Annotated in this window: 22 protein-coding genes; 12 read left to right on the top strand and 10 right to left on the bottom strand. The window is 62.3% G+C overall.

The features are described from left to right. Window positions 1-40: 40 nt before the first annotated feature. Both BLU85_RS14505 and BLU85_RS14500 read left to right on the top strand, forming a co-directional pair. Window positions 41-1,234 carry a DUF3142 domain-containing protein gene (locus tag BLU85_RS14505; protein ID WP_092200285.1) on the top strand — a complete coding sequence of 398 codons (1,194 nt, stop codon included), beginning with the start codon at window positions 41-43 and terminating at the stop codon, window positions 1,232-1,234. Continuing rightward, window positions 1,221-3,371 carry a hypothetical protein gene (locus tag BLU85_RS14500; protein WP_092200289.1) on the top strand — a complete coding sequence of 717 codons (2,151 nt, stop codon included), beginning with the start codon at window positions 1,221-1,223 and terminating at the stop codon, window positions 3,369-3,371. The genes BLU85_RS14505 and BLU85_RS14500 overlap by 14 nt, the downstream gene beginning before the upstream one ends. A 241-nt stretch (window positions 3,372-3,612) precedes the next feature. Here BLU85_RS14500 and lpdA read toward each other — a convergent pair whose 3' ends face one another. Further along, the gene (lpdA, locus tag BLU85_RS14495) at window positions 3,613-5,013 is read right to left on the bottom strand and encodes a dihydrolipoyl dehydrogenase (RefSeq protein ID WP_092200292.1); all 1,401 of its coding nucleotides are present in this window, start codon (window positions 5,011-5,013) and stop codon (window positions 3,613-3,615) included. A 221-nt stretch (window positions 5,014-5,234) separates the two neighbouring features. Between lpdA and BLU85_RS14490 the strand changes: the two genes are divergently transcribed. From BLU85_RS14490 to cfaB, 5 genes are all read left to right on the top strand, one after another. Next, on the top strand, window positions 5,235-7,196 hold the full coding sequence (locus tag BLU85_RS14490) for a protease modulator HflK (RefSeq protein ID WP_092200296.1): 1,962 nt from the start codon (window positions 5,235-5,237) through the stop codon (window positions 7,194-7,196). Continuing rightward, entirely contained in the window at window positions 7,193-8,230 is a 1,038-nt protein-coding gene (gene hflC, locus BLU85_RS14485) for a protease modulator HflC (RefSeq protein WP_092200299.1), read from the top strand. The genes BLU85_RS14490 and hflC overlap by 4 nt, the downstream gene beginning before the upstream one ends. Beyond that, complete coding sequence (hflK, locus tag BLU85_RS14480; protein WP_092200302.1) at window positions 8,227-9,279, top strand: protease modulator HflK; 1,053 nt, start codon at window positions 8,227-8,229, stop codon at window positions 9,277-9,279. The genes hflC and hflK overlap by 4 nt, the downstream gene beginning before the upstream one ends. Further along, entirely contained in the window at window positions 9,276-11,195 is a 1,920-nt protein-coding gene (locus BLU85_RS14475) for a heavy metal translocating P-type ATPase (RefSeq protein WP_092200305.1), read from the top strand. Before hflK ends, BLU85_RS14475 begins: the two co-directional genes overlap by 4 nt. A gap of 182 nt (window positions 11,196-11,377) precedes the next feature. Next, window positions 11,378-12,565 carry a C17 cyclopropane fatty acid synthase CfaB gene (gene cfaB, locus BLU85_RS14470; RefSeq protein ID WP_092200308.1) on the top strand — a complete coding sequence of 396 codons (1,188 nt, stop codon included), beginning with the start codon at window positions 11,378-11,380 and terminating at the stop codon, window positions 12,563-12,565. On the opposite strand, the gene cls is transcribed toward cfaB, so the two are convergent. Beyond that, window positions 12,562-14,001, bottom strand: a complete 1,440-nt coding sequence (cls, locus tag BLU85_RS14465) for a cardiolipin synthase (protein WP_092200311.1) — start codon at window positions 13,999-14,001, stop codon at window positions 12,562-12,564. The two genes, cfaB and cls, sit on opposite strands and share 4 nt — an antisense overlap. Window positions 14,002-14,142: 141 nt before the next feature. Here cls and BLU85_RS14460 point away from each other — a divergent pair, with 141 nt between their 5' ends. Further along, complete coding sequence (locus tag BLU85_RS14460; protein WP_092200314.1) at window positions 14,143-14,664, top strand: DUF3617 domain-containing protein; 522 nt, start codon at window positions 14,143-14,145, stop codon at window positions 14,662-14,664. A 125-nt stretch (window positions 14,665-14,789) separates the two neighbouring features. Here BLU85_RS14460 and BLU85_RS14455 read toward each other — a convergent pair whose 3' ends face one another. The 5 genes from BLU85_RS14455 to BLU85_RS14435 form a co-directional block, all read right to left on the bottom strand. Further along, complete coding sequence (locus BLU85_RS14455) at window positions 14,790-15,665, bottom strand: metal ABC transporter substrate-binding protein (protein ID WP_092200317.1); 876 nt, start codon at window positions 15,663-15,665, stop codon at window positions 14,790-14,792. 11 nt (window positions 15,666-15,676) lie between these two features. Further along, window positions 15,677-16,543: a metal ABC transporter permease gene (locus tag BLU85_RS14450; RefSeq protein ID WP_092200320.1), complete on the bottom strand. Its 867-nt coding sequence runs from the start codon at window positions 16,541-16,543 to the stop codon at window positions 15,677-15,679. Continuing rightward, window positions 16,543-17,211 carry a metal ABC transporter ATP-binding protein gene (locus BLU85_RS14445; RefSeq protein ID WP_092200322.1) on the bottom strand — a complete coding sequence of 223 codons (669 nt, stop codon included), beginning with the start codon at window positions 17,209-17,211 and terminating at the stop codon, window positions 16,543-16,545. Before BLU85_RS14445 ends, BLU85_RS14450 begins: the two co-directional genes overlap by 1 nt. Further along, window positions 17,208-18,104, bottom strand: coding sequence for a GTP cyclohydrolase FolE2 (folE2, locus tag BLU85_RS14440; protein WP_092200325.1), 897 nt, complete (start codon window positions 18,102-18,104; stop codon window positions 17,208-17,210). The genes BLU85_RS14445 and folE2 overlap by 4 nt, the downstream gene beginning before the upstream one ends. Window positions 18,105-18,218: 114 nt before the next feature. Beyond that, a complete protein-coding gene (locus BLU85_RS14435) occupies window positions 18,219-18,611 on the bottom strand; it encodes a glutamine synthetase (RefSeq protein WP_092200328.1) in 393 nt (130 codons plus the stop codon). Between the two features lie 127 nt (window positions 18,612-18,738). Between BLU85_RS14435 and zigA the strand changes: the two genes are divergently transcribed. Continuing rightward, window positions 18,739-19,947 (top strand): zinc metallochaperone GTPase ZigA, encoded by a 1,209-nt coding sequence (gene zigA / locus BLU85_RS14430; RefSeq protein WP_092200331.1) that lies wholly within the window; start codon window positions 18,739-18,741, stop codon window positions 19,945-19,947. Then, complete coding sequence (locus BLU85_RS14425) at window positions 19,947-20,597, top strand: DUF1826 domain-containing protein (protein ID WP_092200334.1); 651 nt, start codon at window positions 19,947-19,949, stop codon at window positions 20,595-20,597. Before zigA ends, BLU85_RS14425 begins: the two co-directional genes overlap by 1 nt. Here BLU85_RS14425 and BLU85_RS14420 read toward each other — a convergent pair. Continuing rightward, a complete protein-coding gene (locus BLU85_RS14420) occupies window positions 20,594-20,947 on the bottom strand; it encodes a hypothetical protein (protein ID WP_060739960.1) in 354 nt (117 codons plus the stop codon). The two genes, BLU85_RS14425 and BLU85_RS14420, sit on opposite strands and share 4 nt — an antisense overlap. A gap of 27 nt (window positions 20,948-20,974) precedes the next feature. Between BLU85_RS14420 and BLU85_RS14415 the strand changes: the two genes are divergently transcribed. Continuing rightward, the gene (locus tag BLU85_RS14415) at window positions 20,975-21,940 is read left to right on the top strand and encodes a CobW family GTP-binding protein (protein ID WP_092200337.1); all 966 of its coding nucleotides are present in this window, start codon (window positions 20,975-20,977) and stop codon (window positions 21,938-21,940) included. A 12-nt stretch (window positions 21,941-21,952) separates the two neighbouring features. On the opposite strand, the gene BLU85_RS14410 is transcribed toward BLU85_RS14415, so the two are convergent. Further along, window positions 21,953-22,375: a DUF3301 domain-containing protein gene (locus tag BLU85_RS14410; protein WP_092200340.1), complete on the bottom strand. Its 423-nt coding sequence runs from the start codon at window positions 22,373-22,375 to the stop codon at window positions 21,953-21,955. A gap of 119 nt (window positions 22,376-22,494) precedes the next feature. Here BLU85_RS14410 and pdxY point away from each other — a divergent pair, with 119 nt between their 5' ends. After that, on the top strand, window positions 22,495-23,367 hold the full coding sequence (pdxY, locus tag BLU85_RS14405) for a pyridoxal kinase PdxY (RefSeq protein WP_092200343.1): 873 nt from the start codon (window positions 22,495-22,497) through the stop codon (window positions 23,365-23,367). Window positions 23,368-23,503: 136 nt separating this feature from the next. On the opposite strand, the gene BLU85_RS14400 is transcribed toward pdxY, so the two are convergent. Continuing rightward, on the bottom strand, window positions 23,504-23,989 hold the full coding sequence (locus BLU85_RS14400) for an acyl-CoA thioesterase (RefSeq protein ID WP_060739964.1): 486 nt from the start codon (window positions 23,987-23,989) through the stop codon (window positions 23,504-23,506). Window positions 23,990-24,024: the final 35 nt, after the last annotated feature.

The following is a 24,024-nucleotide window of genomic DNA, read 5'->3' as shown; positions in this document are numbered from 1 at the left end:
CGGCGTTAATCTGCACATCTTTTGCGCGCGGTAAGGCTTCATGACTGTTTTTTTCCGGCTCTCCCTGGCCCTCGCCGTGTTGCTTTTGGCGGGCTGCGAACAACCGCCACCCCCAGCCCTGGATCAACAGTTGTATATCTGGCAGCGCCAATGGACAAAGGCTCATGAGCCGGCGCTGCGCCAGAGCCGGGGCGATTTTTCCACGCTGCGGGTGCTGGCGTTGCAGGCTTTTCCCGGGGCGGGCTGGCGCCGTGCGCGGATCGACCCGGACCTGCTCAAGGCGGACGGCCGTCCGCTGATCGCCGTGATTCGCCTGGATGGCCAGCTCAAGGCCTTGGACCAGGGCGAGATCATTGCGCAAATCCAGCAAGTGCTAGGCGATTGGCAAGCCCAAGGCCTGACCCCGGTGGGCGTGGAGGTCGACCACGATGCCGGCAATGCACGGCTGCCGGCCTATGGAAACTTCCTCGGCCAACTGCGGCACAGCCTGCCGGCCAACCTGCGGCTCAGCATCACGGCGCTACCGGCCTGGCTCGACAGCCCCGCATTGCCGGGATTGTTGGACGCAGTGGACAGCAGCGTGCTGCAGGTCCACGCGGTGAGCGATCCACGGCAGGGGCTGTTCGATCCGAAACAGGCCCGGCACTGGGCACAACGCTGGAGCGAGGTCACCACGCGGCCGTTTTATCTGGCCCTGCCAGCCTACGGCGTGGCGCTGTTGACCCAGGAGAGCGGCGTGCCGGTGGTGGAGAGCGAAGTGCCGATCGATCGCGGCGGCGAGCGTCGGGAGTTGCTGGCCGATCCGCAACAAGTGGCCGGGCTTGCGGCGGATTTGCGGGCTGATCCGCCGGAACATCTCGCGGGGCTGATCTGGTTTCGCCTGCCCCTGGCCGGCGACCGGCGAGCGTGGAGCCTGACCACGCTCGGCGCCGTCGCCCGGGGCGATCACCTGGACAGTCGCCTGGCATTGCAGTGGGAGGAGCGGGGCGGTTTGTACGATATCCGGCTGGTCAACCAGGGCAATCTCGACCGCCCCTGGCCCCAGCGCCTGACGTTGGCGGTCGGGGCGTGTGACGGTGTCGATGCCTTGGCCGGTTATACGTTGCAACAAACCCCCGGACTGCTTACCTTCACTCGCATTCAGGAGGGCCGCTTGGCGGCTGGTAGCCAACGAGCAATCGGCTGGGCGCGCTGTACGAAAATCGACCAAGGAGGTTTCAATGTTTACCCGTAAGTGGCCTCGTCACCTGCTGTGCCTGAGCCTGTGCCTGCCGCTGGGCCCGGCGTTGGCCTGCGGGCCGGATTTCCCGATGCGCCTGCTGGATAACCGCGCCCAGACCCTGGCGGAGTTGCCCGAAGGCAGCTTTCGCTTCGAGGTCAGCCGTCTCGGCCAGGCGATTGCCGGCCTCAAGCCGGCCACCGAGGCGACGCGCAACCCGGACTACAGCTATGACGACCTGCCTTCCTACGTTGAACAACGCAACCAGGCCGAGCAGATTGGCCTGACCCCGCCGCAACAAGCGGTGGTGGAGCGCCTGCGGGCGCTGACCGATATCGACCAGGTGGCGACCGAGGCGGCCAACCTGCCCGATGAGCTGCGCCTGTATGCGCTCGGCGCGACGGCTTTTAACGTCGGTGAGCATCAGCGCGCCGTGGAAGCGTTCCAGCAATTGCTGGCGTTACCGGCTGACCAGCGACGGTTGCGCAGCACCTGGGCCGCGTATTCCCTTGGGCGGGCATTGTTTGCCGTGAGCACCGAGGCGGGCAGCGGCGACCCTGTGGCCTTGCAGGATCAGGCGCGAGCGGCGTTTCGCCAGGCCCGGGAAATGAGCATCGCCGGCTTCAGCGATCCGCTGGAACTGGGCATCGCCAGTCTCGGCGAAGAAGCCCGAGTGGCCTACACCGCCGACGACTGGGGGAGTGCCATCGGCTTGTACGCGATCCAGAACCTGCAAGGGTCCCCGGTCGGTTACAGCTCGTTGCTGCAATTGGCACAAGGCCTGAGCGTCGAGTCGGATGAACGCTTGGGCGAGCTGCTCAAGACCAAAGCGGTGCAGCGACTGGTCACCGCCTACCTGCTCAGCCGCGTTGGCTGGTGGGACGGTGAAGAACCTTCGGGTGAGAAAAGACTGGTCAAACTGTTGCAGACCAACGCCCGGGACAACCTGGACGATGCTGACCGTTTGGCGGCGGTGAGTTACCAGCACGGCGATTACGCCAACGCCCAGGCGTTTGTGCAAAAGGCTCCGGACACAGGCCTGGCCTGGTGGGTGCGCGCCAAGCTGGCCTTGCGCGACGGCGACAAGGTAGCCGCGGCGGCGGCCTATGCCAAGGCTGCCCAGGCGTTTCCGAACGATGAATCCTGGGGCAGCCGGCGCACACCGGATTGGAATTACGAATCGGTGCAACCCAAGTGCCGGGTCGAAGGGGAAAGCGCGATCCTGGCCTTGCAGCGCGGTGATTACCTGCAAGCCTTCGATCAGCTCTATCGCGGCCAGAGCAACTATTGGTACGACGCTGCCGCCGTCGCCGAACGGGTGCTCACAGTGGATGAGCTCAAGCAGTACGTCGACGCTCAAGTCCCGGCGCCACCGGCGTTGAGCCAAGAGGACCGGGACAACTACGTGCCGCTGCCGGTGGCCGCGAGCTTGCGCAATCTGCTGGGCAGGCGTTTGCTGAGGGAAGGGCGCTTCGATGAGGCGCCGGCTTATTTCGATAACCCGGACCTGCAGAACAAGGCCCGTGCCTATGGGCAATTGCGCCAGGACGCCGAGTCCAAATGGTGGCCAACCCGGCGGGCCGAGGCGTATTTCCAAGCGTCGTGGATGGCGCGCAAATGGGGTATGGAACTGCTCGGCTATGAGATGGCGCCGGATTACGCCAGCCTGGGCGGCAATTACAGCCTGGAACCGGTCGAGCTGAACGTCGGCCCACTGTTGGCCGAAGGTGAAGTGCAACGCCAGCAGGCCAGCGTCGCGCAGCCGGACGTGCGTTATCACTATCGGTTTGTCGCCACGGCGCTGGCGAGCCAGGCGGCGGATTACCTGCCCCACACCAGCCAGGCGTTTGCGGCGGTGCTGTGCAAGGCGGTGGGGTACAACTCCAGCCTTGAAGAGCAAAGCGCGTTGTACCAGCGCTATGTGAAGGAAGGCCCGTACGTGGATTGGGCTGGGGATTTTGGTCATCAGTGCCAGGAACCGGACTTCGGCAAGGCGAACAAACGCTACGTGACCCAGGCCCTGGACCCGATCCGCTCGGCGCTGCGACCTTACAAGGTTTGGCTGGAAGTGGGCGGGCTCGTGCTGGTGGTTGCAGTGGTGTTGGGGGTGATCAGTCGCCGGCGGCGCAAGGCCCGGATGTCAGCCTCCTGAGGTGAAGCACCCATTGTGGGCGCGAGCTTGCTCCCGCTTGGCTCTGTAGGAGCGGTGTAGGAGCTGTGTAGGAGCTGTCGAGTGCAACGAGGCTGCGATCTTTCCCCAGACACTTGAGCCTCAAGCGAAAGATCAAAAGATCAAAAGATCAAAAGATCGCAGGCTTCGCCAGCTCCTACAGAGCCCAGCGGGAGCAAGCTCCCTCGCCATAAAAAGTGTTCACTTTAGCTTTGCGTTGTTCCTACATCTGCGTCGCCATTCCCTCCACATTCATGGCCGCCTGGCGCAACGCCTCCGAACGGGTAGGGTGCGGGTGGCAGGTCAGGGCGATGTCCTCGGCCGAAGCGCTGAACTCCATGGCCACGCAGTACTCCCCGATCATCTCACTGACACTCGGGCCCACCAGGTGCACGCCAAGGATTTCATCGGTGCGCTCATCGGCCAGGACCTTGGCGAACCCTTCGGTCTCGTGGTTGATCTTGGCCCGGCTGTTGGCCGTGAACGGAAACTTGCCGACCTTGTAGGCGCGGCCTTCGGCCTTGAGCTGTTCCTCGGTCTGGCCGACGCTGGCCAGTTCCGGCCGGGTGTAGATGACGCTGGGGATCAGCGCATAGTTGACCTCGGCGGCTTTGCCGGCGATCTGTTCGATGCAGGCCATGGCCTCGTCTTCGGCCTTGTGGGCCAGCATCGGTCCGGCCGTCACGTCGCCGATCACCCAGACGCCGGGTGTTTCGGTGCGGTGATGCCGGTTGGCGAGCATGCCGCGTTTATCGGTGCTCAACCCGACGTTCTCCAACCCCAGTCCTTGAGTGTAGGGCCGCCGACCGATGGCGACCAGCACGTAATCGGCGTCCAGGGTCTGTGCTTCGCCGCCCGCCGCCGGTTCGACCTGCAATTGCACACCGCTGGTCGAGGTCGTGGCGCCGGTGACCTTCGAACTCAACTTGAACTGGATACCTTGTTTAGCCAGGGCCCGTTGCAAGGTCTTGCCGGCCTCGCCGTCCACGCCCGGGCAGATGCGATCGAGGTATTCCACCACGGTCACCTGGGCGCCCAGGCGCCGCCAGACCGAGCCCAGCTCGAGGCCGATGACGCCAGCGCCGATCACCACCAGGTGCCGGGGCACCTCACCCAGGGACAAGGCACCGGTGGAGTCGAGGATGCGCTGGTTGTCGATGGTCACGCCTGGCAGCGGCATGGGTTCCGAGCCGGTGGCGATGACGATGTCCTTGGCGGTGAGTTCGGTCTTGCTGCCATCGTCACCGCTGACGGTCACCTTGCCCGGCCCGTCGATGTGGCCCCAGCCTTTGATCCAGTCGACCTTGTTCTTGCGAAACAGAAACTCGATGCCCTTGGTCAGGCCCGTCACGCTTTCGTCTTTCTGTTTCATCATTTGCGCAAGATTGAGGGTAGGGCTGACCTCAATGCCCAAGTTGGCGAACTCCGTTCCCGTGGCCGCTTCGTACAGTTCCGAAGCGTGCAGCAAGGCCTTGGAGGGCATGCAGCCGACGTTCAGGCAGGTGCCGCCCAAGGTGGCTCGACCTTCGACACAGGCGGCCTTCAACCCTAACTGCCCGGCCCGAATCGCCGCGTTATACCCGCCGGGTCCACCGCCTAGAATGACCACGTCGTAGTTGCTCATCGCTGTTCTCCCGCTTGGCCTGATAAAAAATTATGGGCGTAATATGAGCGTTTCCAGAGATTCCGGTCAAGGCTTAAGTCAAGAGGTCGGCGTGGGCCTTGTCATGAAGAATTCAAAACGGAAATTTCACAGTAATCGTTATAAGGTAACGGCCTATAACGAAGCGGCGGTGGCGTCTGCCCACAGGCCCGGATTTTGATCGCCACGAAAGCTGGGGTGGTATGCAAGTCGATCTGGATATCGAGAGGGCACAAGTGGCCGAATGGCCGCGTTTCCAGCGCGCGTCGTTTCAAGGGCGCCGCTTGAAGCTGATCGCCTGCGCCTTGGGAAGCGTGGCGGGATTGGGTCTGGTCCTGGCGTTTTTTATCGGGGTGTTTTCGCCGCAATCGCTGTGGCCAGCCTTGTTGGTCAGCCAAGGCGCGGGACTGTTGGTGCTGGTGGCGGGCTTGCAATCCGCCTGGTGGGTGACGCAATGGCGCAGCAGGGCGTTGTTGCCGGCTGTGGATAACCTGCCAGCGGAAGACGAGCCTGTTGATAACTTGGGTTGGTATGAACGGTTGCTGGAGCGCATCGGTGCCCGCTCGGTCGGCCTGCTCAAGCAAATCGGTGCGCCTGCGTTGTGGCTGGCCGGTTGGGCCATGCTGGTATTGCTGGGCGTGGAGCACGCCTGGGACTTGCAATTGCCGGCTGCCGCCCTCGGTGTTTCGGCCAGTGTGGGGGCGGTGTTGTCGTTGTTGTTGGCGTTCGGGTTATTGGTGTTCGAGCGGCAATTGGCCCAGCAGCCCCCTGTGGAGTGGCCGGAAGCGCCAGCGCTGGCGCAACTGACGCGGGTGGCGATCATCGTGCTGGTGCTTGGCGCCTTGTGCTTGCTGTTCGCTGCAGAAACGTCCATCTGGCCGGTGCGCCTGGCGGTGCTGATGGGGCTGTTGCCGGGACTGGTGGCGGCAGAGTTGTTGTTGCGCGCGGTGCTATCGTTGTTCATCCCGCGCCGGGATCCCCTGGAGCCGACGCTGCTGGGCCGCAGTGTCATCGCCGATCTGCTGCGCTGGCCGCCGCAACCGTTGCTGGCCTTGCAGCATGAACTGCATAACCGTTTCGGCATCGACCTGCGCCAGATCTGGGCCTTCAGCTACATGCGTCGGGCTTTTTTGCCGGTGTTGGCGTCAGTGGCGCTGGTGGGCTGGTTGTTGACAGGCGTGCACGAAGTGCCGCTGCAGGGGCGGGGCATCTATGAACGCTTCGGTAAACCGGTAGAGGTGTTCGGTCCCGGCTTGCATGTCGCGTTGCCTTGGCCGTGGGGCAGGGTGCTCAACGTCGAGAATGGCGTTGTGCATGAACTGGCGACCAGCGTCGTGCAGAGTCGTGCAGAGGTCGAGGCGGAACCGGCGGAGGGACCGGCACCGGCCATTGCCAATCGGTTGTGGGACGCCAGTCATGTGAACGACAAATCCCAGGTCATTGCCAGCCGTCGTGCCGACCAGCAGAGCTTCCAGATCGTCAACATGGATGTGCGTTTTGTCTATCGCATCGGCCTGACGGATGCCGCGGCGCTGGCGGCGACTTACAACAGCGCCGATGTGCCGACGCTGATCCGCAGCACCGCCAGCCGCATCCTGGTGCATGAGTTTGCTTCGCGTACGTTGGATGGTTTGTTGGGCGCCGACCGCGTGAGCCTGGCCGACGAAATCGGTCGCGCTGTCCAGGCTGACCTGCAATCCCTCGACAGCGGTGTGGAAATCCTGGCGACGGTGGTGGAGGCGATTCATCCGCCGGCCGGTGCGGCCAATGCCTACCACGGCGTGCAGGCCGCGCAGATCGGCGCCCAGGCATTGATCGCCCGGGAGCGTGGCGCGGCGGCGGAACAGACCAACCAGGCGCAATTGCAAGCCAGCATCGCCCATGACCGGGCCAGTGCCACTGCGCGGGAAATCAACGCGACTGCCCAGGCTGCCGATCTGCGTTTCAATGCCGACCGCAAAGCCTACGCCACGGCGGGGCACGCTTTTGTGCTGGAACATTATTTGAGCCAACTGAGCCAGGGCCTCGGCAATGCCCAGTTGCTGATTCTCGATCATCGCCTGGGCGGTAGCAGCAACGCGCCGACCATCGACTTGCGAACCTTCACGCTGCCGGCCGACCCCGCGTCGCCGCGTAACCCTGTCCCGCCAGGAGCTGAACATTGAGCCAGTCCTCTTCACACGGTCACCACGACCACGCCGGTCACGATCACGGCCATGCCGGTCATCACCATGGTCATCACCACCATCATGGCGACCCGCAGCAAGCCGGTCCGTTTCCTTGGCGGCGGGTGGGCTGGGCGGTGTTGTTGGTGGCATTTGCCGTCGCGGCCGCGAGCCTGGTGCAAGTGCGATCGGGGGAGGCCACGGTCATTACCCGTTTCGGCAATCCGGCCCGGGTGCTGCTGCAACCTGGCCTGGGGTGGCGCTGGCCGGCACCGTTCGAGGCGGCGATCCCGGTGGACCTGCGATTGCGCACCACGTCCAGCGGCCTGCAGGATGTCGGGACCCGCGATGGGCTACGGATCATTGTCCAGGCCTACGTGGCCTGGCAGGTCCAGGGTGACCCGGACAACGTGCAGCGTTTCATGCGCGCGGTGCAGAACCAACCGGACGAAGCTGCGCGGCAGATCCGCACATTTGTCGGCTCCGCGCTGGAAACCACGGCCGCCAGTTTTGACCTGGCGAACCTGGTCAACACCGATGCCAGCCAAGTGCGCATCGCCGATTTCGAAGCGCAGTTGCGTCAGCAGATCGATCAACAGTTGCTCACCACTTACGGTGTACGAGTGTTGCAAGTCGGTATCGAACGCCTGACGTTGCCATCGGTCACATTGACCGCAACGGTAGACCGCATGCGGGCCGAGCGCGAAACCATCGCCACCGAACGCACCGCCATCGGCAAGCGCGAAGCGGCGCAGATTCGTTCCGCCGCAGAACGTGATGCCCGCGTCGTGCAAGCCGATGCCACGGTAAAGGCCGCTGATATCGAGGCGCAATCCCGGGTAGACGCGGCCGAAATATATGGCCGGGCCTACGCCGGCTCTCCCCAGCTCTACAACCTGCTTCGTTCGCTGGACACCTTGGGCACCATCGTCAGCCCAGGCACCAAGCTGATTTTGCGCACCGATGCCGCTCCATTCCGTGTCCTGGTGGACGGCCCTGCTTCCATGGATGGCAAAGGTGGAACACAACCATGAGTTTGGTTCCACGTGGAACAAATGCGTTATCCAGTCCGTGGATCCAGGCCGGGCGTTTGGCGTTTCTAGCGCTTTACGCCGTCACGGTCTTGGCGGCGTTGGCCTGGATCTTTTCCAACGTGCGCCAGATCGACCCGCAGAATCGTGCGGTGGTGCTGCACTTCGGCGCCTTGGATCGTATCCAGAATGCCGGCCTCTTGCTGGCCTGGCCGCGTCCCGTGGAACAAGTGATCCTGCTGCCAGCAGCGGATCGAGTGCTCGAGCGGCGGGTGGAAAATCTGCTGCGCTCGGACGCGGCCTTGCAGGCTGATCGTGTGGCCAGTTTCGCCACGCCGGTCAGCGATGCATTGGCCGGCTCTGGTTATTTATTGACCGGTGATGCCGGCGTGGTGCAACTGGATGTGCGGGTGTTCTATAAGGTCACTGATCCTTACGCTTTCGTCTTGCAAGGTGAACATGTCCTGCCGGCACTGGACCGACTGGCGACCCGCAGTGCCGTGGCCCTGACCGCGGCCCGGGACCTGGACACCATTCTGGTGGCGCGCCCCGAACTGATGGGCAGTGACAACCAGGCGGCCGAGCGCCGCGAACGCTTGCGAGGCGATCTGGTTCAGGGGCTTAACCGACGCCTGGCTGACCTGGCGGCGACGGGGCAGGGGCTGGGCATCGAAGTGGTGCGGGTCGATGTGCAATCGAGTCTGCCCGGGCCGGCGGTGAGTGCTTTCAACGCAGTACTGACCGCCAGCCAGCAGGCCGACAAAGCCGTGGCCAACGCCCGGACTGAAGCGGAAAAACTCACCCAGGTCGCCCGCCAGGACGCCGACCGTACCGTGCAAGTCGCCCATGCCCAGGCCAGCGAGCGGCTTGCCAAGGCTTCGGCCGACACGGCCACGGTGCTCGGGCTGGCGAAGACCCAGGGCAGCGATCCGCAAATGCTGCTGCGCCTGTATCGCGAACGCATGCCTGCCATCCTTCGCCAGGCCGGTTCAGTGACCACGGTCGACCCGAAAGACGATTCTCGCCTGATCATCCAGGGAGCCGGCCAATGACCGCTCGAACGCCTGCTGTACCGATGTTGTCCTCGGCAGAGCAACGCATCGCCGCCCGGCAACTGACCTTGGCGATGCTCGCTCTCGGCTTGCTCGCATTGGGCCTGGCATGGCGCGGCTGGTCGCCGGAGCAGAGCGGCGTCAGCCAACTGCTGTTGGGGTTCGCCTCGCTGTTGGTGGCGGTGCCGGTGATGCGTTCGGCCTGGTACAGCTTGCGGTACCCGAGCCTGCACGGAATCACTGACCAACTGATCGCCCTGGCGATGCTCGGCGCCTGGGCCACCGGCGATCTGCTGACCGCGGCATTACTGCCGATCATCATGATCTTCGGCCATGTGCTGGAAGAGCGTAGCGTCATCGGTTCCCAAGAGGCGATTCATGCCCTTGGCCAACTGACCCGCAGCCAGGGTCGCAAGGTACAGGCCGACGGCTCGATCATCGACGTCGACAACGCGACGCTCCAGGCCGGCGATGTCGTGGAGGTGCGTGCCGGTGACCGAGTGCCGGCCGATGGTCGGGTGTTGTCCGGCCAGGCCAGCCTCGACACTGCGCCCATCACCGGTGAATCGGTGCCGCTGGAGGCGGTGGTTGGCACGGAAGTCTTCGGTGGCGCGATCAACCTCGATGGCCTGCTGCGCCTGGAGGTGACCCGTACCGGCGAAGCGTCCACCTTGGGCAAGGTCATCGCCCTGATGCAAAACGCTGAACGCTCCAAGCCACCCATCACCCGTTTGCTGGAACGCTACGCCGGCAGTTACCTGGTATTGGTGTTGTTGCTGGCGGCAGTGACCTGGTTCGTAACCAACGATGCCCAGGCGATGTTGGCGGTATTGGTGGCGGCGTGTCCCTGCGCGTTGGTGCTGTCGGCGCCGGCCACCGCCATTGCCGGGATCGCGGTGGCGGCGCGCCACGGGATTCTGATTCGCAGCTCGGCCTTTTTGGAAGAACTGGCGGACCTGACTTCGTTGGTCGTCGACAAGACGGGCACCTTGACCTATGGCGTGTTGCGCTTGCAATCCATCGAACCTGCCCAGGATGCTCAACCGTCGTTGTTGCTGCCGCTGGCTGCCAGCCTCGGTTCGGCCAGCAGTCATCCGGTCAGTCGTGCCTTGGCGGGGCTGGTGGAACAGGACAATTGCCTGCCCCTGACGGACATTCGTGAGCGCCAGGGGCTGGGTGTGGTCGCGATGACGGCTCAGGGCGAAGCGGCACTCGGTCGGCCGGAGTTGTTTGCCCAGTTGGGCATTCACACCCTGGCGGTTCCTGAGCACGACGGCCCGATTGCCGGTCTGGCGCTAGATGGGCAGTTCCTCGCCTGGCTGCTGTTGGCCGACAGCGTCAAGCCGGAGGCACAGGTGGCCATGGCCGAGCTGCGCGAGTTGGGTCTGGGCCGTCAGTTGCTGTTGACCGGCGACCGCCAAAGCGTGGCTACGGTCCTGGCACGGGATGTCGGTATCGGCGATGTGCAGGCCCAGGCCTTGCCGGAAGACAAACTCAAGCGGGTCATGGCTGAAATCGATCATGGGTTCCGCCCGATGGTGGTGGGCGATGGCATCAACGATTCCCTGGCGCTCAAGGCCGGTGTGGTGGGCGTCGCCATGGGAGCCGGCGGTGCGGACATCGCCCTGGCGTCGGCGGACATCGTGCTGATCGGCAGCGATCTGCGGCGCCTCGGCACTTGCGTGCGACTGAGTCGCCAGTGTCGGCGCACGTTGCAGGTCAATGTGATCATCGGCCTGGGCTGGACACTGGCCATCGTTGCCTTTGCCGCCTTCGGCTGGCTGGGCGCAGCGGGGGCGATGATCGCGGCGCTGCTGCACAATCTCAGTACCCTGCTAGTGTTAGGTAATGCCGGGCGCTTGCTGCGGTTCCAGGAGCCACTGCTCAAGATCCAAGCCAAGGGCACCGTTGGATAGGGTCAGCGAACTGCGCGCTGTACTTGCAGTCTGCTATTGGAGAGGGCGTGCCAGCGCAGGAGTTACCCACCACAGGAGTGATTTGGGACAGCGATAGAAAAAGGCTATAAATTCGATAGCCTGCTATTTTTCTAGCATGGTCTACCCTCATTTCAGACGTCTGAAACAAAGGGGGATTTTCCATGCTCGCGCAACTTCCACCGGCCTTACAGAATCTGCATTTACCGCTTCGGCTGCGGCTCTGGGACGGCCATGAATTTTCACTGGGGGCCGACCCCAGCGTCACGATTGTGGTCAAGGACCCACAAATGGTCGCGCAATTCACCCACCCCAGCCTGGACGCATTGGGGTCGGCGTTTGTCGAAGGCAAACTGGAACTTGAAGGCCCGATCCACGAAGTCATTCGGGTCTGCGATGAATTGAGCCAGGCCTTGGTCGAGGACGATCCCGACAACCAGCCGGTGCGCTCGGTCCACGACAAGGAAACCGACGCCAAGGCGATCTCCTACCACTACGATCTTTCCAACGCGTTTTATCAGCTATGGCTCGACAGCGACATGGCCTATTCCTGTGCCTATTTCGAGACAGGCAGCGAAACCCTCGAGCAGGCCCAGCAAGCCAAGTTCCGCCACCTGTGTCGCAAGCTGCGATTGCAACCGGGTGACTACCTGCTGGATGTCGGTTGCGGATGGGGCGGCCTGGCGCGTTATGCCGCGCGGGAGTTTGGTGCCAAGGTCTTCGGCATTACCCTGAGCAAGGCGCAGCTGGCGCTGGCCCGGGAACGGGTCAAGGCCGAAGGCCTGGAGGATCAGGTCGAGTTGCAACTGCTGGATTACCGCGACCTGCCCCAGGACGGACGCTTCGACAAAGTGGTCAGCGTGGGTATGTTCGAGCATGTCGGCCACGCCAACCTTGCGCAGTACTGCAAGACGCTGTTCGGTGCCGTGCGCGAGGGTGGGCTGGTGATGAACCATGGCATCACTGCCAAGCATACCGACGGGCGTCCGGTCGGTCGCGGCGCGGGCGAGTTCATTGAGAAGTACGTCTTTCCCAATGGCGAGCTGCCGCACCTGTCGATGATTTCCGCGCAGATCAGTGAAGCGGGCCTGGAGATCGTCGATGTGGAAAGCTTGCGCATGCACTATGCACGCACGCTCGATCACTGGAGCGAACGCCTGGAGGACAATCTCGAGGCAGCGTCGAAGGAAGTGTCGGAGCAGGCACTGCGGATCTGGCGTCTGTACCTGGCCGGCTGCGCCTACGCGTTCGCCAAGGGCTGGATCAACCTGCACCAGATCCTGGCGGTGAAGGCCCATGCCGACGGTAGCCATGAGCTGCCATGGACCCGCGACGACATCTACACCCCTTAGAGAATCGGGGAAATAAGCCGGGCGATCCGCATGCCGACCTTCTGCAGGCGGTGGGTCTCCCGGCTTTCCTGTTTGTCGATTTCCTGGGCCTGGGCGAAGTCCTCTTCGAGCATTCGCTCGACCTCGGTGGCGAACGGGATATCCACGGTGAGCAGCATGACTTCGAAGTTCAAGCGGAACGAACGGTTGTCCAGGTTCGCACTGCCTATGGCGCTGATTTCCCGGTCGATCAACACCACTTTCTGATGCAGGAAGCCCGGCCCGTAACGGAACATCCGCACACCGGCGCGTACCGCTTCAAACGCGTACAGGCTGGACGCTGCGTAGACGATCTTGTGATCGGGCCGCGAGGGCAGCAGGATGCGCACATCCACGCCACGCAGTACCGCCAGGCGCAAGGCTGCGAATACCGCTTCGTCGGGGATGAAGTAGGGCGTGGTGATCCAGACGCGTTCGCTGGCGGCGTGAATGGCCTCGACGAAAAACAGCGAGCAGGTTTCATAGGCGTCGGCCGGGCCGCTGGCCAGCAACTGGCAAAGCACACCATCGTCCGGGTAGCTGTCCGGCAGGATCAGCGGGGGAAGGGAACGGGCCGCCCAGAACCAGTCTTCGGCGAACGACTCTTGCATGCTCGCCACCACCGGCCCGCGCACTTGCACATGGGTGTCGCGCCACGGCGCCAAGGGTGGTTTATCGCCCATGTATTCGTCACCGACGTTGTGCCCACCGACGAACCCTTGCACACCGTCCACCACCACGATCTTGCGATGGTTGCGAAAGTTGACCTGGAATCGGTTGAGCCAGCCGCTACGGGTGGCGAACGCTTTTACGTGGACGCCACCGTCGCGCAAGGCTTGCACGTAGCGGTGGGGCAGGGAGTGGCTGCCAATGCGGTCATAGAGCAGGTACACGGCCACGCCTTCGGCGGCTTTCTTCAAGAGCAGCGTGTGCAGGCGTTGACCGAGGCGGTCGTCATGGACGATGAAGAACTGGATCAGCACGGCCTCGCGTGCCTGTTCGATGGCCTGGAAAATCGCCTCGAACGTGGCGTGGCCGTTGACCAACAAACGCACCTGATTATTGGCCAGGCACGGTGTGCGTCCCAGTTTCGGCATGGCCCGTAGCGAGGCGTAGGCTTGGGAGGCCCGAGCGGTCAGGGCTTCTTCTACCCAGGGGCGCCAGTTCAATTCAGAGATTGCCTTGCGCATTTCTTCGTTGGCTTGCCGGCGCGCCTTGATGTAACCATCGAACGTACTGCGGCCGAACACCAGATAAGGAATCAACGTCAGGTAGGGAATGAAGGTCAGCGACAGGGCCCAGGCAATCGAGCCCTGGGCGGTGCGCACCGTCAGCACGGCGTGGACGGCGGCAATGGAACCCAGGGTGTGGAGCAGCGCGATCAGGTAACCGAAAACATGCGGGCCGAAATAATCCATGGGGCAGCCTTGCTCCTGAAGTTTCAATGCTTAACAGACCATGTTCCGTGGCGAATGTCGCTATTTAATTCACAGGTTCAGGCCCTGAACCGAAGCCCGTGGACGGCGTCTAACGGCCACTTGTCCTCTGGAGTTCGTGTAATGAATGTTCGTCTGCTGGGTGTGGCCTTGGCGATGGGTTTGTCGGTTCCGATGGCGGCTCAGGCGCAGATGCTCCAGCCGGGTTTGTGGGAATTGACCACCAGCAATATGAAGGTCGATAACCAGAACCTGCCGGACCTGCAACTGATCCTCGGCCAGCTGCAAACCCAAATGACCCCGGAGCAACGGGCGATGCTGGAAAAGCAGGGGATTACCATGGGTGGCAAAGGCATTCGCGTGTGCCTGACCCCGGCGCAGGTGCAAACCAATGATATTCCGCTGCAAGACCCGCAGTCGGGTTGCAAGCAGCAAATCACCGAACGCACCGGTAATCAGTGGAAGTTTCGCTTCAGTTGCCCGAAAGCCCAGGGTGCCGGGGTCGCGACATTCCAGAGCGATCGTGAATTCACCACCAAGGTCAACGGCACATTCAATGCCACCGGCATCCAGCAGAACGGTAGCCTTGACACTCGCGCGGTATGGCTGGGGCAGGATTGCGGGACGGTCAAGCCGAGGGCTTGAAGCTCATTTGAAGTAATCGCTTGGTGAGCCTGTGGGAGCCGAGCTTGTTCGCGATGCAGACAATTCAGTGAGACGCCCAAGGGTGTCACCGTTCATCGCGGGCAAACCTTGCTCCCACACAGGCTCTAAGGCCGACTCAGTGCCTCGTACAACGTATTGAGGTTGTATTCGAACAGGCCAGTGAACGTGCTGGCCGGTCCGCTGGCGGCGAGTGCGTCGGAGTACAGCGTGCCGCCGATGTGAGCGCCGCTCTCGTCGGCGATTTGCTTGAGCAGGCGTGCGTCCTTGATGTTTTCCATGAACACCGCTTTGACTTTCGCCTGACGGATCTGGGTAATCAGCGCCGCGACTTCTGCCGCCGACGGTTCACGTTCGGTGGATAACCCCTGGGGCGCCATGAACTCGATGCCATAGGCCTGGCCTAGGTAACCGAATGCATCATGGGACGTCACGATCTTGCGATTACCGGCAGGCAATGCGCCGAGCTTGGCCTTGGCTTCAGCGAGTAGGGCGTAGATTTTCTTCAGGTACGCCTGGCTGTTGCGTTCGTAGTCGGCCTTGTTGGCCGGGTCGGCAGCTTCCAGTGCCTTGGTGATGTTGCGGACATACAGCTCGGCATTCGCCAGGTTGTGCCATGCGTGCGGGTCGGGGATGGTCTCGCCGTCCTCATCCAGTGACCGCGGGATGACGCCATGGCTGGCGCTGATCACCGGGACGCTGGTTCCGGTGCTGGTCACCAGGCGGTCCAGCCACGGCTCGAAGCCCAAGCCATTCTTGATGATCAGTTTTGCCCTGAGCAACGCCTGGGCGTCGTCTGGGGTGGGTTCGTAGGTGTGAGCATCGGCGTCCGGCCCGACCATGTTGGTGACTTGAATATGCTCACCACCGACCTGTCGGGTCATGTCGGCGAGGATGCTGAAGCTGGTCACTACCTGAAGTTTTTCGGCCGCGGACAGGGACATGGACAGCATCAGACTGATTAGCACGAGCAGTACGCGCATCGGGAAACACCTCATTGGGACGTGAGCAAGGGCGGGCGGCGCAGCAAACCGTGCACCGGCCCGAATACCACCGACAGCAGATACGAAACGCCCGCCACCAGAACGATGGACGGTCCGCTGGGCAGTGAGTAATAGAACGACAACAGCAGGCCAAACCAGACCGAGAGGCAACCGAGCAGCGCGGCGATCAGCATCAGCAGCGGCAGGCGCCGGCTCCAGAATCGCGACGCGGCGGCCGGCAGCATCATCAGGCCGACGACCATCAACGCGCCGATGGCCTGGAAACCGATCACCAGGTTCAGCACCACCAGGGTCAGGAACACGCCGTGGGCCAACGGGCCGAGACGACTGACGGTTTGCAGGAACAGTGGGTCGAGGGTATCGAGCAGCAGCGGTCGATAAATCAACGCCATCGCCACCAGGCTAACGCCGCAAACCCACAGCATGCCGTTGAGTGTGGGGCCGTCCACCGCCAAGGCCGAGCCAAACAGCAGGTGCAACAAGTCCAAGCGTTTGCCGGCCATGCCGAGGATCAACACCCCGGCCGCCAGGGAAATGGGATAAATCGCCGCGAGGCTGGCGTCCTCTCGTAGGCCCGTGCGCCGGGTAACCCAGGCGGCGAGCCCGGCCATGCTCAAGCCCGCCCCCAGGCCGCCCAGGGTCAAGGCCGGCAGGCTCAGCCCGGCGAACCAGAAGCCCAGGGCGGCGCCAGGCAGGATGCCGTGTGCCACGGCGTCACCGATCAGGCTCATGCGCCGAAGGATCAGGAACACACCCAGCGGCGCCGTGCTGCACGCCAACACCAGGCCACCCAGCAGGGCCCGACGCATGAAGACAAACTCTTGGAAGGGTTGCCAGAAATGTGTGGCCGCGAGCATCAGGCCACCCACGCATGGGGTTGTTGGGCGATCAAATCGACACTGCGACCTAGCACGCAGCCGGTGTTCTTGATCAGCAGCGTATAGGGGACGTGTTGGCGTACCGCTGCCAGATCATGACACACCACCACGAGGGTCCTGCCCGCCGCGTGCCAGCGATGAATGTGTTTCCACAGTAGCGCCTGGCCTTGTTCGTCGAGGGCGGCGTGGGGTTCGTCGAGCAACAGCAACGGCGCTTCGGCCAGGCTCAGGCGAGCGAGCAGGGCGCGTTGCAGCTCGCCTCCCGACAGCGCCATTAGCGGACGTTGCTCAAGGCCGGTCAATGCCCAATCGTCCAGTACGGTCTGCAGCAACTGTCTACGCATGGCTGGCGTGTGGCGATTGCCCCAAGCGCCGGCGGCCACCAGGTCTTGCAAGTTGATGGGAAATTGTCGATCCAGATGTTGCTGCTGGGGCATGAATGAGACGCCACCACGCCGTGGAACCTTCAAGGTGACTTTGCCGGCTAGCGGCTTCTGCAGCCCCGCGAGCACTTTCAACAGGCTGCTCTTGCCCGAGCCGTTGGCACCGATGATGGCGGTGAGGCTGCCTGCCGGTCGCGCCATGGTGAGGGGCGGCGTGAGGGGCTGTCCGGGTGCACCCCAGCGCAGTGCTTGGCAGTCGATCATGAGGGCTCCCGGGTCCAGCGGCTTCGCGCCACGGCGTCATGGGCATGAAGGCTTTCGGCATGGACGACGCGCACATCCAGGGCGGTGATCTCCGATGAGCGAGCCAGGGCCGTGCTCAATCGCCGCGCGGCGTCTTCGCAGAACATCAGGTTTTGGCCGTTGGCCAGGGCGAAGGCTTGTTCATCGGCGCGTTTCACGGCGGTCTGCACGGCGGTGCCGAGGGCTGCTTCGGCTTGGTTGATGAACGACTGCAGCGGCAATTCGTCGACAGCGGCGTCCAGACGTAGCGTCAAGGTCGCCGTGCTGCGCTGGCTATGGGGGGTGGCGACAATGCCGTTCGATGAGCCCAACCACGTGAGAATTTCGGCGTGCTCAAGTCTCTTGTTAGCGAAGTCGTCGACAAATTGCTGTTGGATCAACTGCCGGGCAAGGGCTGCCGAACAAGGGCAAGTCGAGGAATAGGGGATCTGAATTTTCAGTTCCACGTGGAACATTGTGTTTTTCAACTGAGCTTCGATGCTCACCGGATAACCTTTCCAGCCTGCCAACGGGCTGGTTAGCGCCGGACGTTTGAGCAGCAGATCGGTATGCACAGTGAGCGAAGCCGCACGGGATAAGCCTTCATGGCTATCGAGAAATTGTTCCAGGATTCGGCGCAATAGCGCGGGCGAAAGGGGCGTCTCTTCCAGCAACCCCAGCGCCAGGTATAAGCGCGACATGTGAATGCCGCGCGCCTCACCGTCATCGAGGCTCACCCCGGCGTCGACCGTTGCGCTGAGGCGCTGGCCCTCAATCAACACCGGCGTTGCGATGCCACACATGCCCACCCAATCAAGGGGCAGGGTGTGACGTGAAACCTGCGCAGCCACGTCGGGCAACGTTAACGCATTCATGGCAAGGCCCATCGAAGATTAAAATTAGATGTTATAGTATAACAGTTAATTTTAAGAAGCCTTTTCCATGAAAGGAGTTTCATCTCCCTGAATGTTCACGTTCCACGTGAAACATTAACGCGATGAATCCTGGCACCCGTTCATGCGGCCGCATGTAAATGCACCGGTGCTACCGCCCGAGCTGGAAAAACGATTGAGGGTTGTCCAGCCCACACGCCGGCTGTATCCAACCCAACTTTCTCCGTCCGACGCCAGTCCGGTAAAGAACGTGAGCTGACCGTAACGGCTGTTCGTTTGCGCCCAATAGCGGCGACTGGCGGCTTCAAAACCGCGCAAATAAAGAGTGTTTCCAGCCGTCGCAACGCTATAGGCATTACCTTGCATATCCATGCACGCCAGCAAATTCGCGCTACGGGTGCAGTTTGCCAAGAGTGGACTCTGCCCAGCAGCGCCTAACGCCCACAGCAACAGCGGGCCCGCAAGAACAAATTTCAGAGGAGTACGCATGGATGGATCTCAGACGAATGAGGAGCGGCGGGGCTGGTTGAACTGTGTTGTTATACTATAACATAAAAACAACCAAACCCTGAAAACGAGCCGTCATCGAAGCGGCCGCCCGATGAGGATATACCTGATGCCCAATCGTCTTCCCGTCACCGTACTTTCCGGATTCCTCGGTGCCGGTAAAAGCACGCTGCTCAATCACGTCCTGCGTAATCGCGACAACCTGCGGGTTGCTGTGATCGTCAACGATATGAGCGAGATCAACATCGATGGCAGCGAAGTCCAGCGAGATGTCACCCTGAATCGTTCCGAAGAGAAACTGGTGGAAATGAGCAACGGATGTATCTGCTGCACGTTGCGTGAGGACTTGCTCGAAGAAGTCGGGCAACTCGCCAGGGAAGGGCGTTTCGACTACTTGCTCATCGAGTCCACCGGTATCTCCGAACCGCTGCCAGTGGCGGAAACCTTTACATTTCGTGATGAAGAGGGCCGAAGCCTGGCCGATGTGGCGCGACTCGACACCCTGGTCACGGTGGTCGATGGGGTGAATTTCCTGCTGGATTACCAGGCCGCCGAAAGCCTGGCGTCACGAGGCGAAACCCTGGGTGAGGAGGATGAGCGCTCGATCACCGATCTGCTGGTCGAACAAGTCGAGTTTGCCGACGTGATTCTGATCAGCAAGATCGACCTGATCAGCCAGCATGAGCGGGAAGAGTTGACCGCGATTCTGCGGCGTCTCAACGCCCAGGCGCAGATCATCCCTATGGTCATGGGGCAGGTGCCACTGGGCAGAATCCTCGACACAGGTCTTTTCGACTTCGAACGCGCCGCCCAGGCACCTGGCTGGCTACAGGAACTGCGGGGTGAGCATGTGCCAGAAACCGAGGAATATGGCATCGCCTCGACCGCTTATCGGGCTCGCCGGCCGTTTCATCCCCAGCGGTTCTTCAACTTCATCGACCGGCCGTGGCCCAATGGCAAACTCCTGCGCTCCAAAGGGTTCTTCTGGCTGGCCAGCAAGCCTGAGGAGGCGGGTAGCTGGTCTCAGGCTGGCGGCTTGATGCGACATGGTTTCGCCGGGCGCTGGTGGCGGTTCGTGCCGAAAAACCAATGGCCGCAGGATGAAGAAAGCACCGCGGCGATCATGAAGAACTGGTTGGCTGCCACAGGCGATTGCCGTCAGGAGCTGGTCTTCATTGGTCAGGACATTGATTTCGGCCAACTCGCCGCTGAACTGGACGCCTGCCTGCTCACCGATGCGGAAATGGCCCTCGGGGTCGAAAATTGGCGCTGGTTGCCGGATCCGTTCGGACCGTGGCATGAAGAGGTTGCAGCGTGATGCTGGCGCCCAGTCTGAAACGAGCGACGCAGATACGACAGGTCCAGGGTGATACGCCAGGGGTATTCACGCAGATCCTGGACGACGGCACCAACCTGGCGGTCTGGCAGCGTCAGCTTCCCGCACACATCAGCGATTTTGCGGCTATGGTGCTGGCGATGGATCAGCCCCTGGCTGAATCACGGGTGCTCGACTTGCCAGAGGAAGACACCCAGCCAGCGCTGCACGGTCTGGCCGCGGGTTTCAGCGACCTGCAGGGCTATGAAGGCTTTATCGCCGATGTTTCCTGGCTGGTCTGTGCGTTTGCCTGCCTGTTGGGCGCGCAACGTGTCGGTCTGCGTCTGCGCACGCTGGACAAGGCCATGTGCCCACGCTTCCACGTTGACCACGTACCGGTACGGCTGCTGACCACCTATGCGGGCGTCGGCAGCCAGTGGCTCAAGGAAGAGGCCATGGACCGCCGGCATCTGGCACAGCCTGAGGCAGAGCCGGTTGATCCGCGCGTGATCCAGCAGTTTGGTTGCGGTGATGTCGGCTTGCTTAAAGGCGAGAAATGGCACGGTAATGAGGGGTTCGGCCTGATCCATCGCTCGCCTGCGCCTGCGCCGGGAAAGCGTCGCCTGATGCTCACACTGGATTGGCTGGCTTAAGGCTTGAGCCAAGTGCCTTGGCTCTGTCCTTCGCAAAATGGCTGCAGGTACGCGGCATCGGTCGCCACGCCGTAATAGTGAATATCCTGGCGGTAAGGCATATTGGCGACCTGGGCGTTGCTGCAAACGCCGAACGCGCCGCCGGGGCATTGATCGACGTATTGCACCTCGACCTTCTGGCCGGCAAGGTTTGGCTGGCAGAAGCCATCGGCAAACAGTTTCTGCGGAATGCTGCGGTTCTGTTGGCAGACTTTCACATCGAGTCGCTCCGCCTGGCTGTGGACCACGCAGGCCTGCGCCAGCGCCTGGTCTGACGTCAATGCCAGTAACAACCAGCCGATCAATCGCATGTTCACCTCCATCGAAAGCCGTCGATTATGTTGCAGCACATTCCTACCCATGTCATCGCCGGCCCTTTGGGTGCCGGCAAGACCAGCCTGATCAGGCATCTGCTGGCCCAGCGCCCGGCCAATGAGCGCTGGGCGGTGCTGATCAACGAGTTCGGCCAGATCGGCCTGGATGCCGCGCTGCTGACCCAGGCTGGCGATGGTATCGCACTGGGCGAAGTGGCCGGCGGCTGCTTGTGCTGCGTCAATGGCGCGCCGTTTCAGATCGGTCTTGGGCGTTTGCTGCGCAAGGCCCGGCCGGATCGGCTGTTCATCGAACCCTCGGGCCTGGGGCACCCGGCACAGTTGATGCGGCAACTGAGTGAAGCGCCCTGGCTCGGCGTGCTCGCGGTACAACCCTGTGTGCTGGTGCTGGATGCCCGGGCGATGGCGGACGGCAAACCCTTGCCCGAAGCGCAGCGACAAACCCTGGCGGAAGCCGGACTGCTGGTGCTGAACAAATCCGAGAGCCTCACGCAAGCTGATCGCGAACGGCTGACGGCGCAACTGCCAGGGTCTGCGTTGTACTGGACGCAACACGCGGCATTACCGATTGATCGATTACCAGGCCTTGCGGCCCAGGGCAGCGGGGCCGTGCATAACGTGAACCTGCCCAAGAGTCTGGGGCAGATCCCGGCGATCTGGACCGACCCGACGCAACCCATCTGCCTGTATCAGCAGCAGGACGGAGGCTGGAGTATCGGCTGGCGCTGGCACCCAAGCCAACGATTCGACGCGCCGGCGCTGACGCGATGGCTACAAGACCAGGGCTGGAAACGGGCGAAGATGGTTATCCACAGCCGCGACGGGTGGGTTTCAGCCAATGCGTTGGAGGGGGCGCCGCTGGGCTGGCAAGCCAGCGAGTGGCGCCAGGATTCTCGGGTCGAGCTGATTTTCGATCAACCGCAAGACGTCGATCGCCTGAAGACCGGTCTGGAGAGTTGTCGATGTTCCTGAATCAGCCTTGTCTCAAGGCTTCCACTTGTTATGTTCCTGGCGCCACTGGCTCAATTCGATGACTTCAGCCCTGGGCCTGCTCTGGACCGGTTCGATGGGCGCTGGCGGTGTTTCTTCGAAGGGCATCGGGTAGGGCGCCAGCTCGATGTGCGCGCTGTGGGCACCAAATTGGGTGATGGTGCCCGAATGGCGGCTTTCGCCGGTGACGGTGAACTCGAAATTGTAGACGCGAGCCAGGCGTCGTCGACCATTGGCGTCCCTCACGAAGCCGATTTTTTTCAGCGCCACGTTGCCGTCCAGCAGCTCGATCTTGAGGTTGGCGCAATGCTGCATGACCCTCGCCAACGCCCGTTCGCGCAAGCCATGGTTGTGCCACAGCCAGGCGCCGCCGGTAGCCAGCAGCATCAGCACGAAGATGTTTCCAAGGGTCAGCATGAACGAAGTGCTCCAACAAGTTGCTGTCAGCTTAACTGTCTCGCCGGTCTGTCGTACAGGCTGCGTTTAGTCGCATACTGCGCGGCTTGAATTTCAATCGTTTTACGGAAACTTCCCGCATGAAACGTACGCCTCATCTGCTTGCCATTCAGTCCCACGTGGTGTTCGGTCACGCTGGCAATAGCGCCGCAGTGTTTCCGATGCAGCGGGTCGGCGTGAACGTCTGGCCGCTCAATACCGTGCAGTTTTCCAATCACACCCAGTACGGCCAATGGACCGGTGAGGTGCTGGCGCCAGAGCAGATACCGGCATTGGTAGAAGGCATTGCCGCTATCGGTGAGCTGGGGCATTGCGATGCGGTGTTGTCCGGTTACTTGGGCAGCGCGGCTCAGGGGCGAGCGATCCTGACGGGCGTGGCGCGGATCAAGGCTGCCAATCCCAAGGCGCTGTACCTGTGCGACCCGGTCATGGGGCACCCTGAGAAGGGCTGCATCGTGGCGCCCGAGGTGAGCGAATTTCTCCTGGAAGAAGCCGCTGCCGTGGCGGACCTCATGTGCCCGAACCAACTGGAGCTGGACAGTTTTTCGGGGCGCAAGGCGCAGTCGTTGCTGGACTGCCTGGCCATGGCCCGCGCGTTGCTGGCCCGTGGCCCGAAGGCGGTGCTGGTCAAACATCTGGCCTACCCCGGCAAACCCGATGACAGTTTCGAAATGCTGCTGGTGACCGCCAATGATAGCTGGCACCTGCGTCGTCCCCTGTTGGCTTTCCCGCGCCAGCCGGTGGGCGTGGGCGACCTGACGTCGGGCTTGTTCCTGGCGAGGATTCTGCTGGGGGACAGTTTGGTCGCGGCATTCGAATTCACCGCCGCGGCGGTGCACGAAGTGCTGCTGGAGACCCAGGCCTGCACCAGCTATGAGCTGGAACTGGTCCGCGCCCAGGACCGGATCGCCCATCCACGGGTGCGGTTCGAGGCTGTGCCAATCAGCCTCTGATCGCCTCCGTGAAAAATGCTGCAAATCCCTGTGTGAGCGAGCTTGCTCGCGATGAGGCCATCACATTCAACATCGATGCTGGCTGTGACACCGCCATCGCGAGCAAGCGCTCCCACCGTTGCTTTTCGGCGCCCGCCTAAGGCCCGTCCGCCTTGATCTCCTGGTAGCGCCTCTCCAGTTCCTGGCGGATCTGTCGGCGTTGCTGGGCTTGTTCGTAGCGGCGTTTTTCTTCGCTGTTTTGCGGCTGCAAGGGCGGCACGGTCGCGGGTTTGCGTTGGTCATCCACCGCAACCATGGTGAAGAAGCAACTGTTGGTGTGGCGCACCGAGCGTTCGCGAATATTTTCGGTCACGACTTTGATGCCCACTTCCATCGACGTGTTGCCGGTGTAGTTCACCGAGGCCAGGAAGGTCACCAGTTCGCCGACATGAATCGGCTCACGAAAGATGACCTGGTCGACCGACAGGGTCACCACGTAGCGTCCGGCGTAGCGGCTGGCGCAGGCATAGGCGACTTCGTCGAGGTATTTGAGCAAGGTGCCGCCATGGACATTGCCAGAGAAGTTGGCCATATCGGGGGTCATCAACACCGTCATCGACAGCTGGGCGTTTCCAGGTTCCATAACGTACTCACGGTTCAAGGCAGTCATTCGGGAGT

Origin of the sequence: Pseudomonas sp. NFACC14 (assembly GCF_900106885.1) — a bacterium.
GTDB lineage: Bacteria > Pseudomonadota > Gammaproteobacteria > Pseudomonadales > Pseudomonadaceae > Aquipseudomonas > Aquipseudomonas fluorescens_AA.
This window is presented reverse-complemented; position numbering and strand designations above follow the sequence as displayed.